The organism is Streptomyces sp. NPDC045470 (assembly GCF_040646595.1).
In the GTDB taxonomy this organism is placed as follows: Bacteria; Actinomycetota; Actinomycetes; order Streptomycetales; family Streptomycetaceae; genus Streptomyces.
Genome location: NZ_JBEZAN010000009.1, coordinates 1 through 14,209, shown reverse-complemented (window position 1 = coordinate 14,209; position 14,209 = coordinate 1). Strand labels below are relative to the sequence as shown.

Annotated in this window: 15 protein-coding genes; 9 read left to right on the top strand and 6 right to left on the bottom strand. The window is 69.5% G+C overall.

From position 1 onward, the window contains the following. Positions 1 to 412 precede the first annotated feature (412 nt). From AB0A97_RS24045 to AB0A97_RS24035, 3 genes are all read right to left on the bottom strand, one after another. Positions 413 to 811: a nuclear transport factor 2 family protein gene (locus AB0A97_RS24045; RefSeq protein WP_361153439.1), complete on the bottom strand. Its 399-nt coding sequence runs from the start codon at positions 809 to 811 to the stop codon at positions 413 to 415. Positions 812 to 827: 16 nt separating this feature from the next. Next, on the bottom strand, positions 828 to 1,676 hold the full coding sequence (locus tag AB0A97_RS24040; RefSeq protein WP_361153435.1) for an alpha/beta hydrolase: 849 nt from the start codon (positions 1,674 to 1,676) through the stop codon (positions 828 to 830). Between the two features lie 94 nt (positions 1,677 to 1,770). Beyond that, positions 1,771 to 2,268 (bottom strand): helix-turn-helix domain-containing protein, encoded by a 498-nt coding sequence (locus AB0A97_RS24035; RefSeq protein WP_361153433.1) that lies wholly within the window; start codon positions 2,266 to 2,268, stop codon positions 1,771 to 1,773. Between the two features lie 132 nt (positions 2,269 to 2,400). Here AB0A97_RS24035 and AB0A97_RS24030 point away from each other — a divergent pair, with 132 nt between their 5' ends. Continuing rightward, positions 2,401 to 2,553 carry a hypothetical protein gene (locus tag AB0A97_RS24030; protein ID WP_361153430.1) on the top strand — a complete coding sequence of 51 codons (153 nt, stop codon included), beginning with the start codon at positions 2,401 to 2,403 and terminating at the stop codon, positions 2,551 to 2,553. 960 nt (positions 2,554 to 3,513) lie between these two features. Here the strand turns inward: AB0A97_RS24030 and AB0A97_RS24025 are convergent. Then, positions 3,514 to 4,212 (bottom strand): type 1 glutamine amidotransferase domain-containing protein, encoded by a 699-nt coding sequence (locus tag AB0A97_RS24025; RefSeq protein ID WP_361153428.1) that lies wholly within the window; start codon positions 4,210 to 4,212, stop codon positions 3,514 to 3,516. 337 nt (positions 4,213 to 4,549) lie between these two features. On the opposite strand from AB0A97_RS24025, the gene AB0A97_RS24020 reads away from it, so the two are divergent. Beyond that, entirely contained in the window at positions 4,550 to 5,434 is an 885-nt protein-coding gene (locus AB0A97_RS24020; RefSeq protein WP_361153425.1) for a helix-turn-helix transcriptional regulator, read from the top strand. A gap of 363 nt (positions 5,435 to 5,797) precedes the next feature. Next, complete coding sequence (locus AB0A97_RS24015; protein ID WP_361153423.1) at positions 5,798 to 7,174, top strand: amidase; 1,377 nt, start codon at positions 5,798 to 5,800, stop codon at positions 7,172 to 7,174. 361 nt (positions 7,175 to 7,535) lie between these two features. On the opposite strand, the gene AB0A97_RS24010 is transcribed toward AB0A97_RS24015, so the two are convergent. Next, on the bottom strand, positions 7,536 to 8,138 hold the full coding sequence (locus AB0A97_RS24010; RefSeq protein WP_361153420.1) for a TetR/AcrR family transcriptional regulator: 603 nt from the start codon (positions 8,136 to 8,138) through the stop codon (positions 7,536 to 7,538). 83 nt (positions 8,139 to 8,221) lie between these two features. On the opposite strand from AB0A97_RS24010, the gene AB0A97_RS24005 reads away from it, so the two are divergent. The 3 genes from AB0A97_RS24005 (at position 8,222) to AB0A97_RS23995 (ending at position 10,188) form a co-directional block, all read left to right on the top strand. Then, positions 8,222 to 8,371 (top strand): hypothetical protein, encoded by a 150-nt coding sequence (locus AB0A97_RS24005; protein WP_361153419.1) that lies wholly within the window; start codon positions 8,222 to 8,224, stop codon positions 8,369 to 8,371. A gap of 433 nt (positions 8,372 to 8,804) precedes the next feature. Further along, a complete protein-coding gene (locus AB0A97_RS24000; RefSeq protein WP_361153417.1) occupies positions 8,805 to 9,242 on the top strand; it encodes a hypothetical protein in 438 nt (145 codons plus the stop codon). Positions 9,243 to 9,330: 88 nt separating this feature from the next. Next, on the top strand, positions 9,331 to 10,188 hold the full coding sequence (locus AB0A97_RS23995; RefSeq protein WP_361153415.1) for a hypothetical protein: 858 nt from the start codon (positions 9,331 to 9,333) through the stop codon (positions 10,186 to 10,188). Here AB0A97_RS23995 and AB0A97_RS23990 read toward each other — a convergent pair. Continuing rightward, complete coding sequence (locus tag AB0A97_RS23990) at positions 10,154 to 11,218, bottom strand: winged helix-turn-helix domain-containing protein (protein WP_361153413.1); 1,065 nt, start codon at positions 11,216 to 11,218, stop codon at positions 10,154 to 10,156. The two genes, AB0A97_RS23995 and AB0A97_RS23990, sit on opposite strands and share 35 nt — an antisense overlap. A gap of 593 nt (positions 11,219 to 11,811) precedes the next feature. Here AB0A97_RS23990 and AB0A97_RS23985 point away from each other — a divergent pair. The 3 genes from AB0A97_RS23985 (at position 11,812) to AB0A97_RS23975 (ending at position 14,038) form a co-directional block, all read left to right on the top strand. Continuing rightward, the gene (locus AB0A97_RS23985) at positions 11,812 to 12,057 is read left to right on the top strand and encodes a hypothetical protein (RefSeq protein ID WP_361153410.1); all 246 of its coding nucleotides are present in this window, start codon (positions 11,812 to 11,814) and stop codon (positions 12,055 to 12,057) included. Positions 12,058 to 12,228: 171 nt separating this feature from the next. Then, positions 12,229 to 12,819, top strand: coding sequence for a lytic polysaccharide monooxygenase auxiliary activity family 9 protein (locus AB0A97_RS23980; RefSeq protein WP_361153407.1), 591 nt, complete (start codon positions 12,229 to 12,231; stop codon positions 12,817 to 12,819). Positions 12,820 to 13,504: 685 nt separating this feature from the next. Continuing rightward, positions 13,505 to 14,038 (top strand): GNAT family N-acetyltransferase, encoded by a 534-nt coding sequence (locus AB0A97_RS23975; protein ID WP_361153405.1) that lies wholly within the window; start codon positions 13,505 to 13,507, stop codon positions 14,036 to 14,038. Positions 14,039 to 14,209 lie beyond the last annotated feature (171 nt).

Sequence of the window (14,209 nt, the reverse complement as noted above, 5' to 3'; positions counted from 1 at the left end):
GCGACTGGAGCGGGCGGCGCCGACGGCTGGGGTGAGCTGGGTGGCGTAGTCGTCCTTCCCCGTGAGCTGGGCGAGGTTGGCCTCGTCGGCCAGGGCTCGGGCGACCTCGTCGGGAAAGGGGTGCCGGGCGCGCAGCGGCGAGAAGGCTGTGGCCGCGGCCGTCCAGGCTTTGTGCGCGCTGTGGTGGTCCAGCGGCCCGCCGCGACCGTGCCGGGTGCCCGGCCAGGCCGGTGTGAAGGTGCGGGGCCTACGTGGACACCCGCCGGGAGCTGGACGGGACGGCCTGCGTCTGGCGTCGCGCGCGGTCTACGTCCCGCTGGGTGGGTTGATGCGCAGCGAGGGCGGACAGCGCTCGCTCTGTCCGTCCTCGGTGCCGGGGCCCGGGCACTCTCTGTCGGGCCCCGGGGCATGGTCACATCACCGCGTCGGTCTGCAGCGGGCCCGCGGTGATGCGGAGTGTGCGGACGCGGACCGGCGCTTCCTGGTCGAGATAGAAGATGTGCATGAACGGGGCGCGCACCACCTGGTCCGGCGCGCTCTTCTTGGCCATGGTGGCTTCGCCGCGCAGCAGGCGGACGCCGTTGCCCGCGGCCCAGTACTCCAGGACCTCGTGGTTGATGTGCAGTGGCTCGTCGAGCTTGACGAAGAACGCCTTGATGGCCTCGACGCCGTGGATGTGCTCGGTGCCGAAGAACATGTCGGTGTCCTCGGTCAGCGGCGCGAAACCCTCACCGAACTCCAGGGTGTCGATGGCGTCCATGAACTTCAGGACCCAGTCGGGTACGGCCGTCGCGGTTGTGGTGTCTGCCATGTGGCTGGTCTCCTGATCAGGCTGCTGCGGGCAGGGAAGCGAGGAAGGCGGCGACCTCGGCGTTGACACCTTCGGGGTTCTCGCGAGCGGCGAGGTGGCCGGTGTGCTGGAGCACACGGAAGGTGCTGCCCTCGATGGCGTCCGCCATCTTCCGCACCACGTGGACCGGGAACTGGCTGTCCTCCTCACCGGCGATGATCAGGACGGGCACGTTCCTGATGGTGTTCAGGCGGCGATGCTCGTCCTTGCGTCCTATGAGGATGCTGCGCAGCGCCCATGCGACCGACTTCGGGTCGTTGCGCAGAACGAACTCGGTGAACTCCATGAACTCCGGGTTGGTGGCCTCGGCGGTGGGGCCGGCGAAGGCTGCTTTGGCCGCCTTGGCGGCCAGCGGCGGCATTTTCGCGTGCAGCGCGAGGAAGGTGGACAGCGCGCTGGCCCAGAGGCTCTCGACCGTCGTGGGCAGGGAGGCGGTGCAGTTGATACCGACCGCCGCCGCAGCCCGGTGCGGGTGGTGGGACGGAAAGACGCCGGCGAGCATGCCGCCCCAACTGTTGCCCACCAGGAGGCACTTGTCGACGCCGAGCGCGTCGAGGATCTCGACGAGCGCGTCGGAGCAGTCCTTGAGGTCGATGATCTTGCGCAGTGCGTCGGACCTGCCGTGTCCAGGGCTGTCGATGAGTATGACGCGGTGGGTCGGGGCGAAGTGCTCGTACTGGTACTGCCACATGGTGCCGTCCATCATCAGGCTCGGCCAGCACACCATGGCGGGGCCGTCCCGACGGCCGCCGACGCGCACGTTGATCAGGCCCAGCGAGGTGGGGATCAGCCGCTCGGTAACTCCTTCAAGCCAATTCGTGGTCATGATCGGTCCTCTCCGTGACCGGGAGACGTTCAGCAACTAGTACCGTAACGCTACTAGTTGCAAAACGCTACTACGAGGTCCCGGGGTGAGGTTCTCAGTCGCTCGGCGCCGTGGGAGCCGGCTCTCCCCGCCGGCCGGCACTGTCCTCCTCGGCGGCCGTCGGGCGCAGGGTCGAGGCCTCGACCGGCTGGTGACAGCTGCTGCACGCTAGGTACGGATTGGTCGGGTTGCCGCACGTCGTGTGCATGAGCGGGTGGTCCGTGGTGTCGGTGTCGGTCGCGTGGGTCTCAGCCCAGCGTGTGACGGCCGCGATGGCGGGGACGACGAGCTCGCGGGCGCTGTCGGTGAGCGCGTACTCGTACCACGGCTTGTCGGGTCGGTAGGCGCGCTTGGTGAGCAGGCCCAGCTCGGTGAGGCTGTTGAGTCGTGCGGTGAGGATGTTCGCCGAGATTCCCAGAGCTCGCTTGAGTTCACCGAAGCGGCCAACGCCGAAGAACACCTCCCTGAGGATCTGATAGTTCCAGCGCTCGGAGATGGCGGCCAGGAACTCCTGCCCGTGCTGGAAGTTGACGCGGCTCCCGTGGTCGGGCACGGCTTCTCCTCTTCGGTGATCCGGTGTGGTTTCAAATCAGAAGTAGTTCCACGATGTTACTACCTGTAGCGTCGGCTCGTCGTTGTCGCCTCCTCCTCCGCCATCGCGCCCGGTGCGCTGCCTGGCGGCGCCATGCACCACCTCTTCACCGGCAGGCAGGTCGCCGACAGGCTGAGCGCGGCCGCGTCCGCGCTGATAGCCGCCGCCGTCGCCGTGGGCGTGCGGGCCGCTGCGGACGCGTCGGCCGCCTACGCCTCCGCCCGACAGGCCCGGAGGTCGGGTTGAGGCAGGAGTTGTGCCGGTAGGGGTGGACGGGTAGCGGCAGGACCACTGTGGGCCCGGTGTCGGCGGAGGCGGTGGCGTCCTGCTCGGTGGCAGTCCGGCCACGCCGGCGGCGACGATGAGCTGGGCGAGCGCGGACAGGAGGGGCCTGGGCCGGCGCAGATGCAGATTCTCGGTCGCCTCCGCCCCTTGCCCCGGCCTGGAGCCGATCGGTGTACGCGGGGCCGGTCGACGCCCCCAGCTCCACCTGAGACGTCGCGGCCAGGAACTGGAGGTCCGCTTCGGTGGAGATTGACAAGCCGCTCAAGGTCGGCGAAACCGTCCGCCTCTGGGACCATCAGCCAGAGGACCACTCACGGCCACCGTGCACCGTGGTCAGAGACAGGGCGCCGGAGCCAAGACACACTTCACGGGAACCGGCCGCGGGTAGTCATGGAGGCGGTGCTGATGGCCGGTCATGCGCCGTACAACATCGGGGTGGCCCTGACCGGGGGCCTGGCACCGGCGCCGTACAACCGCCGTGCGCTGCGGGTGAAGTGGCGGCAGGTCCGGAGGCCGCCCGCCACCTCGCAGGATCTCAACCCCGGCGGAGGGGAAGCACTGCCGCCCAGCCGGCCTGGCCGCTGGACCGCGTGTGCGGCGTTGAGGACGACTGCCCCGTCAGCCAGGGCGGCATCGGCCACCACCTCGCACAGTGTCCGGCCCGTGGCAAGGTCGTGCACCGCGAGAATGGCCTCTACCGTGGCCGGCCGCCACCGGCCGGCGAGGAGCAGCCCCTTCTCCACACGGCCGAGGACGTCGTGCGGCGGGACTGTCTCCACGGAACTCACCCACCTGCGGGGCGCTGTATGGCTCGTTCACCGGAAGCGCACGAAGAGCGGGCCCTCGCACCGAAGGGGAGGGCCCACCCTGCGTGCGTCCGTACGCCGCTGCCGACGGGCCGTGGACAGATGCGCAGGTGTATCAGCGCAGCGCGGCGATCATGTCTTCGGCCAGCCTGGCACTGGAGGCGGGGTTCTGGCCGGTGAAGAGGTTGCCGTCGGTGATGTTGTGCTGCTGGTATGCCGCCCCTTCGACGTGGTCCGCGCCCAGCTCCCGCAGACGGGAGGCCAGCAGCCACGGAGCCCCCTCGGCGGTGCCGAACAACTGCTCCTCCTCGTCGGTGAACGCCGTCATCCTGCGGCCGGCGAAGAGCCAGTTGCCGTCCTCGTCCTTGGCGCTGAGCAGCGCGGCCGGACCGTGGCAGACCGCGCCGATGAGCTTTCCGTCCTTGTCCGCCTCGGCCAGCAGACGGCCCAGGTCGGCGTCCTGGAAGAGGTCGACGACCGGGCCGTGGCCGCCGGGCAGCACCACCGCGACGTAGTCGTCCATGCCGACCTCGCCGAGCTTCAGCAGCGGGCCGAACTCCTCCAGCGCCTTCTGGGCGTGCGCCACGTGGCGGCCGCATTCCTTCCCCGCGACCGCCGGGTCGGCGCTGTGCTCGTCCAGTGGCTGCAGCACCCCACCCGGAGAAGCGAAGTCGACCGTGTAACCGGCCTCCACGAACTTCTCGTGCGGAGCAGCCAGCTCCTCCGCCCAGTAACCCGTCGGGTACTGCGATCCGTCGGTGCGTTCCCAGACGCTGGCGGCCGACATGACGATGAGAATCTTGCCCTTGCTCATGAACGAGTTCCTTTTCCGTGAAGAGACATCCGGAGCAGGCGGCAACCTGCTCCGGGAAAATCAGTGGCCAGGCATGACGCAATGGCGACAGGTGCAAAGCAGCGCCGACCGTGATCCCGCTCATCGGCCGCCCGTCCGGGGAACGCCATGACCGCCCCTTGGTGCCGTGCGCGTGCCGCACTCCGTCCTCCGCCACCCGCCAGCAGGACGTACCTCCAGCATGGCCTGCCGCCGGCTTCCGCAGACGCCCCTGGCAGGCCCTGCGCAACAGCGGACCCGGCAGACTAGGACTCACAGGCCCACGCGGGAAACACCCACACTTGCGATACTGCGTGGCATGGCCAACAACAACCGTGAGCTGGGGAGCTTTCTGCGGAAGGCGCGCAGTCAAGTGGACCCCGAGCAGGCTGGTCTACCGCCGGACAGTCGTACGCGGCGTGTTCCGGGCCTGCGCCGTGAAGAGGTCGCCCGCCTGGCGGGTGTGTCGACCGACTACTACGCCCGGCTCGAACAAGGACGCCCGATCGCCCCGTCGCCCGGCGTCGTGGACGCGCTCTGCCGCGCCCTGGGCCTCGACGAGGCGGGACGCACCTACCTTCACACCCTCGTCGGAGTGACGACCGCGCCGTCACGGCGTCAAAGCCCGAGCGTGCAAAGGCTCCGCCCCGGCCTGCACCAACTCGTCGACGCATTCGACGGCGAACCGGTCCTGGTCCTCGGCCGCCGCAGCGACGTCCTGGCGGCCACCCGGATGGCCAAGGCCCTGTTCACCGACTTCGACCAGATGCCCGTCCGACACCGCAACTACGCACGCTGGATGTTCCTCAGCGAGGAACCCCGGTCCTTGTTCGTCGACTGGGAGGACCAGGCACGGGCCGCCGTGGAAAGCCTGCGCCTGGAGGCGGGACGAGACACGGAGGACCAGGCCACGAGCGACCTCATCGCAGAGCTGCGCGGAAAAAGCACGGAATTCGACCACTGGTGGGAAAAGCACCGGGTCCACCAGCGCACCCACGGTTCCAAACGCCTCCGCCATGCCCTGGTCGGTGAACTGACCGTGGAGTACGAGACGCTGACCCTGCCGGGAGACCCCGACACCACCTTCTTCGTCTACACCGCGGAACCCGGCTCGTCGTCCGGACAAGCACTCGACCTCCTGGCCATGTGGTCCCTCACCGGCACCGGAACACCCCGGGCCGGCACAGCCCAAGAGCGCGATTGACACGGGTTTTCGTCCCGTACCCGGCGGCTTCGTCCCACGTGAGTCCGGTGCCGGCGGAAGTGATGCACAGCCTCGCTGGTCCGCGCCCCGGTCGGCCAGGCAGCCGATTCGCCGTGGTGGCGGCCTGCTCGTCGCGTCCACGGAGCACCCGTAGGGCAACACCTCCAGTTCCCTCAACCGGGGCATCAGGCGTGGCCTGCCCGGCCTTCACACACGGATCATTGGACAGGGTGCTTCCCCAACCGCCCTGCCCCGCCGGGACCCCGCGCACGAGGTCCGAAATGGTGTGAGGCCGCTTCTCATAGGGTGAGTTGAACAGACAGGCTCGGGAAGCCTGTCGCCGAGGAAAGGACCCTGGAGCCGATGGAGCCGAGCGATCTCGTATGGCATGACGCGGTCGGCCTCGCGAGCCTGATCTCAGCGGGCACGGTGAGCGCCGTCGAGGTGGTGGCCGCCCATCTCGACCGGATCGAGGCGGTGGCAGACCGAGTGAACGCCTTCGTGACCGTGCTCGGTGAGCAGGCTCTGCACGCCGCAGAGCGACCGGCCGGCGGCCCGCTCAGCGGAGTCCCCTTCACGGTCAAGGACTCCTTCGACACCGCAGGGGCCCCCACCACCTGGGGGTCGAGGCTCTTCGCCGACCGGGTGCCCGATACCGATGCCACCCTGGTGGCCCGCCTTCGGCAAGCCGGCGGCGTCCTGCTGGCCAAGACCAACCTGCCGGAGATGTCCTACTGGACCGAGACGGACAACCGCCTGACCGGCAGGACCCTGAATCCCTACGATCCGCAGCGCACTCCCGGCGGCTCCAGCGGCGGCGAGTCGGCAGCCATCGCGAGCGGGCTCTCACCGCTCGGCATCGGGAGCGACGTCGCCATCTCCGTGCGCGGGCCCGCCGCCGACACAGGGATCGCCTCGCTCAAACCCACCCACGGCAGGCTGCCGATGACCGGGCACTTTCCCGCCGTGCCGCGCCGCTGGTGGCACGCCGGCCCCATGGCCCGCAGCGTGCGCGACCTGCGCCTGGCACTCTCCCTCATGGAAGGGCCCGACGGCAGCGACCCCTACGCCGTGGCGCTGCCCGCCGCGGGCCGTACCCGCGGCCGGGGCCGGCTGCGCATCGGCTGGACCGCCGCGGCGTTCGGCGCGGTCGACCAGCAGGTCGCCGCTACGGTCGCCGCGGCGGCCACGGCGCTGACCGAGTTCGGGCACGACGTCCGGGAGAGCGAGCTTTCATGGCTCGCCGAGCGGGACTGCACCCTGCTGTCGGCGACGCTGTTCCCCGCGGAGATACGGCCCGCCCTGCGCGCCGTCACCGCTGGCCGTGAGACGGAGGTGCACCCGGTCATCGCGGCCACGCTGGAATCCGCCGAGGTTCCCCTGGCCGATTACATCGCCGCCGAAGACGAGGTGGAGCAACTGCGCACACGATTCGCCGCATGGTTCGCCGACCACGACGTCCTGCTGTGTCCCGTAACGCCTTTTCCCGCGCCGCCTCATGGCCGCAGCCGCCTCGACGTGGACGGTGTCTCCCTGCCGGCACGCGCGGTGATGCGCGCGACCGTACCGTTCAATCTGACTGGCCTGCCGGCCGTCGTGCTCCCCTTCGGGGCCACGGATGACGGCCTGCCTCTCGGCGTCCAGCTCGTCAGCCGATGGTGGGCCGAGGACCTCCTCCTCGACCTCGCGGAGCGCCTGGAGGAGGTCAGCCCCGTCCGAGGCCGCCGCCCCGCCTTCTGAGAGATCGTTTCGTCTCAGCGTTTCATCCCGATATCCCGGGATCGCTGCGGTTTGCCGGACCTCGCCAGGAGACGCTGGTCGGCGACTGGCGGTGCAGGCCGGCGGGCGGTTGTGCAGGCGGCCCCAGAGGATGACGAAGACGTAGTCGGAGCCGAGGTCGCCGTACTCGCCGTTCAGGTGGTCGGCAGACGGACGCACCCACTTCGCACCAACGCCGCACCGACTCCGCGCTGAACGGGCCCTGGGCCCCTGGGGTCTTTCTTGTGGATCATCCATCCGTGACCCGGCCGCACGGTTATCGCGCTGCGCCGGAGCGAGACGAGCCCGCAGGGCGACGCGCGACACCAGGGCAAGGGCGCAGTCATCGTCCGTCAGAACCGGGGGAGTGCCCTCGGATTCCGTCCAAGGGGTACATGGTGCGGCGGTCGTAGTCGTCCCGGGGAGGCCGCTTGCCGTGCTTGAGGGCGAGGGCGTTGTCGACGACGAGTGCGTGGAGGTCGCCCGCCGTGAACTCCGGCCGCAGCGCACCGGAGGCTCGTGCCGCCACGATGAGCTCTTCGTTGGCCTCGCTTCCGACCCGGCAGATCTTCATGAGCTGCTGCGAGTGCGGATAGGTCTGCAGCAGGACGTCGTTGAAGGCAGGCTGGCGGTACTGGAGATCGCGGATCGCGGTGAGGTAGTACGTGATCCGCTCGCCGACGTCGTCGATGCTCCGAGTGCGCTCGATGACGGCGGACAACTCACTCGCCACGACCTCTTCGATGACGGCTTCGATAAGGCCGATCCGCCCGCCGAACCGGTTGAAGATCGTGGCCTTGCTCACCCCCGCGGCCTTGGCGACCTTCTCCAGCGGCACCGTCAGACCCTGCCCCTGGAAGGCGCCGATCGCGGCAGAGCGGATCTGTGCGGAATTGCGCCGCGCGTCGGCGCGCAGCCGGGATTGCGGAGGCGTCGCGCCGGCCATGGCCCTCCGACCTCACCGGTCGCACTGTCAAGCGCATCGTCCTGGACGACGAGCAGTGGGTCGCCGACCAGATCGCGGTCGGTGTGCCGGAGCAGACGGCCCGACTCATCCTCACCTGGTACCAGGCGGCCCGCGCGGGCTACTTCGCCGAAGCCGATCCTCTGATGGCCGAACTCCTCGGCCGCGAGCCCCGGACAGCCGCCGAGCGGCTCGCAGCCCACATCGCCGCCTGAAGCTTTTCTCCGGCCACCTGATCGGTGCTCTGGTCTGCCCATGACCGATGTGCAGCGGGGGCGCGGATCGGACCACTGCTCCCGAGCCGAACACCAAAACGTGGCGGCCGGAGGAGAGATCACCGGCAGGTGATCGACGCCAGCGGCCCTGCGCCCGCCCCGGCCACCGCGGCCCAAGCTGCGCGCGCTGGCCCTCCGGGCCCCCGGACGCCGGGGGAGCTGTCGCCCGGCGGACATCACCCTATACGTCACGCCTTCGGCCGGAAGGCGATGCCGCCGTACGGACACGGACTTCCCCAGCCTATTCGAATCTCCTCGAATTTCCTGTACCAGCCGCTTGCCGCGCACTTGAATTCTGCTTGTCGCAGATCACGCTGCTGCCACCGGACCCGGCCCCTGGGCTGGATCTGAGTGTCGGCACAGGAATTCGGAGATGGCACAGATGAAACGCAAGCTCTTTCTCCTGCTCGGCACCGCTTCGCTCAGCGCCGTGAGTGTCCTCGGCCTCGGCACGGCACAGGCTGGAGCCGCACCTACCGCCGGTTCCGGGGAGACCGAGGTCGGTATACGGGCAGCCAAGTTCTACCTCTTCAAGGACGACAACCGCCAAAACGGGTACTACCCGTTCCGAAAGAGTGACGGGAACCTCGCGAACAACAAGTGGATCGGCGGTGCCCACGCAGGCCGGACGATCAACAACGGCGCGAGCTCGATGAACAACAACACGGACCGCTGGGTCGACGTGTACGACGGCGCTGAGGACGGGCACGGTTGCGGCGGCCAGAAGTACTCCGCCAGGCCGCACAGCGACGACGACGACTTCACGAACAACGACTTCGACAACAAGGCCAGCTGCGTCCAGTTCAGGTAACAGGGCACGGGGCGGGGCGCCGGCTGAAGCCGGCGCCCCGCTCATGTCGCACGAACGCCGGAGGAATTCCGTGTCATCCCGTTACGCCATGGCCGCTCTCGCCCTCCTGGTGCTGGCCGCCGGATGCTCGTCGGCCCCGCCGAAAGCGCCGGTGCACAAAGAGGCGGGCACCTTTTCGGCTCCTGCCGTCGGGGTAGAGGCACGGCGACTGATCTTGCCCTTCGACGCCTACGCGATGACCACTCCGGACATACATACCATCGAAGCCGCCGAAGACGTCATGATCCGCGACTGCATGGGCGAACGCGGAATGGGCTGGAACGCTCTGCCCAGACCGAGCGGCCTCGACCTGGACCCGCCGAACCGACGGCGTTACGGTCTCATCGAATCCGAAGTCGCCGACCGTTTCGGCTATCACCTTCCCCCGAGACCACCGGAGCTGGCTCGCCGTGAAGCCGCTTGGCAGGCGCGGCAAAGGCTCCCGGACCGGGAACAGTTGGCGGCCTTCGGCAAGGACGGCGCGGGCGGGTGCTGGAAGCAGGCGCACGAGGCCCTGCTCCGAAACGTCCCCCAGGCTGACCAGTCCTTGTTCAACCGGCGGGCCCGTGAGGTGTTCGGCGCTTCCCGGCGCGACCGTGCGGTCCTGCGCGTATTCGGTGAGTGGAGTGCGTGCATGAAGAAGAAGGGGTTTCGCTACACCTCCCCCCTCAAGGCCATGGGCGACGCCGGGTGGGGAACCTCGACGCGGCCTTCCCCAAGGGAGATCAGCGTGGCACGGTCAGATGTCCGCTGCAAAGAGGAGACCGGACTCGTGGCCGTCTGGGCCGATGCGGAAACGCGTATGCAACGTGACGTCATCCGGCGCCACCCCGGAGAATTCCGGGCGTGGAAAGCCGAGAAGGACCAGTGGCTCAGAGCTGCCCGGCGGGCCCTGGGACGCGGGTGACATTCTGCTCGCCGCGGCCGGCCAGCAGCCGCTCTGCCTCGCCGGTGCGGTGATAGAAGACGTTGCCGCCGTCGGGCGTGCGAACCAAGAGACCCGCCTCATACATCCGGGAGAGGTGGTACGAGACGGTCGACGGGCTGAGGCGATGCTGTTCGGCCAGCTCGGTGGTGGTGCGCGGCCGAGCCATACTCGCCAGCAGGGCCAGGCGGGTATGCCCGAGCACGTTGCCCAACGACTCCTGGCTCGGCGCGTGCGTCCGCTGAGAGCCCGTCTCACGTGCGGGATAGATGAGATAAGCCCCTCGCCCCGGGCGGTGATCGCTGCCCAGGAAGCAGCGGTTCGCGGAGACGGAGGGCACAAGGGTGAACCGCTCATACCCCTCCACCACCGTCTCAGCCGCACTGTCGATGCGTATCGCGGCATGCGCGTACGACACCGCGGGATGTAACGAGGAAAGACCGGCCCGCAGCCCTTCGTTGGCGCTGATGGCGGCACGGTGCGAGATGTCCGCCCGAGTCCGCTCCTCTATCACCGGCCAGTACGGAGCCAGGCACAGACGCCAGAACCGGGACACCTCCTCGGCGATGCGCTGCGCACAGGAACGTTCTCCGGAAACGAGGAAGTCGTCGACTGCCCGGTGCACCACTTCGTCAGCCCGAGGCCCGGGTGGCACCGTCAGCCGAAGCAGGCCGTACAACTGCTTGGTGATACGCCCGGCGGGAGCGGTGGCCATATGGTGCAATTCCGCGTCGATGTCGGGGTGGGCCGTGATCGGCAGATCCATGCAGAAGAAGTCCGTCGTGCTGAAGCGGGGGGAGGTGAAAATCTGCGACAGCAGCGGAAGGCGGTCCCAGACGGCGGGGTCGCGGGCGGTTCTCGCCCACGGAGGAAGATGATGCGGTGGCTGTGGTGCGTGCCGGTGGTGCATGGTGACGGCGGCCTCCAGCAGAGGCGACAACGCGAACCGGGTGTCGGCGAGCAGGCCGGCGTTTGCGCTGACGTGAATCATCTGCACCCCCGTGAGCCCCATGTCTGCGTAGCCTAACGGCCGGCTCACTGGCTGGTCGACGTACCTGGTGACGCCTGCTGGCCTCCGGGGAACCCTGCGGCATCCGTCTGCCCGGGCTCCTGAAGTCGGCTGGCTGGCTCTGTCGCGGTCTGGTCCCCGGGCCCTGTCTCGTTGTGCGTCCGCGTGTCGTGGTCGTCGTGGTCAGGCACAGGTCCGGGAAGACCGGCCGTCGCCGGCGGGACAGCGTGCCGTGGACGGCTCTTCGCGGGGGCGGCGGTGCCGCTGGCGTGGCAGTGGGCCAGGCGGTGGCGAGTCGGCCGGCTTGTCGACCGGTGAGGCCGGCCTGTCGACCGGTGACCGGAGGAAGCGTGAGCGCACAGCCGGCAGAGCCGCCGCCGGGGCCGCAGCGGCCCCGGAGTGAGGCCGGGATTCGACGAGCCCTGCCCGCCGCGATGCGTGAGGAGTTCGACCAGGCGCTCAAGGGTGTGGCGTTGCGTGAGCGGGTGCATGTGCTGGGCCTGTGGCGGGGATCGCGATCGGGGCGGCCGACACCGCGGTGATGAGCAGGTGCGGCAGGCCGCGGGCGGGACGGCGGAGGCGCACACGCTGCAGGAGTGGGAGCGGGGGCACCGCCGGGTGAGCGCGAACGGATCGCGTTCGGCGCGCAGGCCCGCGCCGGCCTCCTGGCCCTCGGCGAGCTGCTTGCGCGGGAGGTGCTGGACGGCATCACCGCGGAAATCGGCACCGGTCCGCCCGGTGGTACTTCGATCGAGCGGCCGCTGGGCGGCAGACCGTGGGACCGGGCTGTTTTCGTCGCCGGCTGGGCGACGGTGCGCTACAGGACCGTCGGCCGCCATTGATATGGACATGTTCAAAGCGTGGGGCTAGCCTCGAACTTGGTCTAGACCGCATCGGATGTGCGTCCTCCGGTTGCTTCCGTACTGCCGCCTCGTCCTCACCGTTCGCCCCGGCAGGGCAGTCGGGGTACGCGCCCGTCCCATCCGCAGCCTCGGACCACGGGAGCGCCCATCATGCGCAGAAAGCTCACCTCGTTACTCCTCGGCCTCGGCCTTGCCGGGACAGCCCTGCTGGCCACCAGCGGCAGTGCTCAGGGCCACGGCTACACCGACTCGCCCGTCAGCCGCCAGCAACTGTGCGGCAACGGCACCGTCCGAGGCTGCGGGCAGATTCAGTGGGAGCCGCCGAGCGTGGAGGGGTCCAAGGGGTTCCCCGCGCGCGGACCTGCCGACGGGCGCATCTGCGCGGGCGGCATCGGACGCTTCTCCGAACTGGACGACCCGCGAGGCGGGACCTGGCCCGCCACCAAGCTGCCCGCAGGCCAGAGTCACAATTTCATCTGGCGGATCACCGCCCGCCACGCCACCACCGACTTCCGCTACTACATCACCAAGGACGGCTGGGACCCCACCAAGCCTTTGACCAGAGCCGACCTGGACCCGCAGCCCTTCCTCACGGTGCCCTTCGGCGGCCGCCTGCCCGGCTCCACGGTCACCCACGCCGGCGTCCTGCCCCAGAAAACCGGCCGGCACCTCATCCTCGGCGTCTGGACCATCGCCGACACCGGAAACGCCTTCTACGCCTGCTCCGACGTGCGCTTCTGACCCGCCCCCGGCCGGGGCACGCACATCGCCCCCGCCTGCGCGCCCTCCCTGGACCGGGAGAAGAACAGTCACAGGCCGGTGGCCGGGCCTTCGGCGCGGGCCCGGGACGGAGCAGGCGCAATCGGGCAGCAGTGGGGCCTCTGCCGGAGTAGCCCGCCGGGAACGTGCCGGGCGTCCGCGGCGGCGAGCTCCGAGCCGTGCGCACCAGGGCGGACGGTGCCGACTTGGCGGGGCCGTTCGTGAGGCCGAAGGCCTGGGCGGCAGCCGGACAGGGCGGTGCGCCGCAGCCTTCCCGGTTGCGGCGCATCTGGAGTCCGGGCCGCTGGGGCGGCCCGGCGGGCTCAGCCGGGCGCCCCGGATGCCGGCCAGCGGCGTCGTGCTGTCGCTTCCTGCCGCCCGGGCCGCGTCCCCCACGGGGGGCCGAGGCGCCGCAACGGCCGGGCACGCACTCACTGCGATCGCTTTGCCTGGTGCTCACAGGCGGGCCGACTCCCGAGAGACCAGCTGATTGAAAACATCCCCGGCCAGCGCACAGTTCTGCATCGGTGCTTGAACGGCCACCAACCCTGAGCGCGGCGGGGCGGGACAGTAGGGGCGTGGCGGTGTCGCCGGAGGTATGCGGTCGGCGGTGGTACGGGGGAGTGCCGATTACCAGTGCGGCGCAGGCCTTCGGCAGAATGGTGCCATGACCGAGATCCGCACCCCCCGCCTCCTGCTTCGTCGGTGGCACGACGACGACCTCGCGCCCATGGCGGACATCAACGCGGACCCGCGGGTCATGCGATGGATCGACGACGGTTCGGTGCGCGGCCTGGACGACACGGCTGAGGCCATTGAGCGCTGGGAGGAGGAGTGGGACGAGGAGGGTTTTGGACTCTTCGCCGTTGAGCTGCTGGCCTCGGGCGAACTGGCCGGCTTCACGGGCCTGTCCGTACCCGGGTTCCTGCCGCAGGTGCTGCCCGCCGTGGCGATCAGCTGGCGGCTCGGATCGCAGTTCTGGGGCCAGGGGTACGCGTCCGAAGCCGCCCACGCCACGCTGGAGTTCGCGCTCCAGGACCGTGGACTCGACCGTGTCATCAGCATCAGCCAAGTGGGCGACGACGCCTCCGAAAACGTCCTCCGCAAGCTCGGCATGGAGCTGGAACGCGAGACGGCACATCCGCTCCACGGCCGTCCGCTGCGCGTTCACACCATCGACCTCACCGAGTTCCAGGCATGAACCGGCTCTCGGCCAACGGCTTGGCCGACGATGCCCGGGCCCCGTCCAGGTGGCCGCGGCTCTGTTGCTGCCTGTCTAGGGCCTTTCCTTCGGATCATCTCGCCGACCAGATGAAGATGGCGGCGAGGTGGAGTCCGGCGAGGTAGATGGTGGCGGTCTTGTCGTATCGGG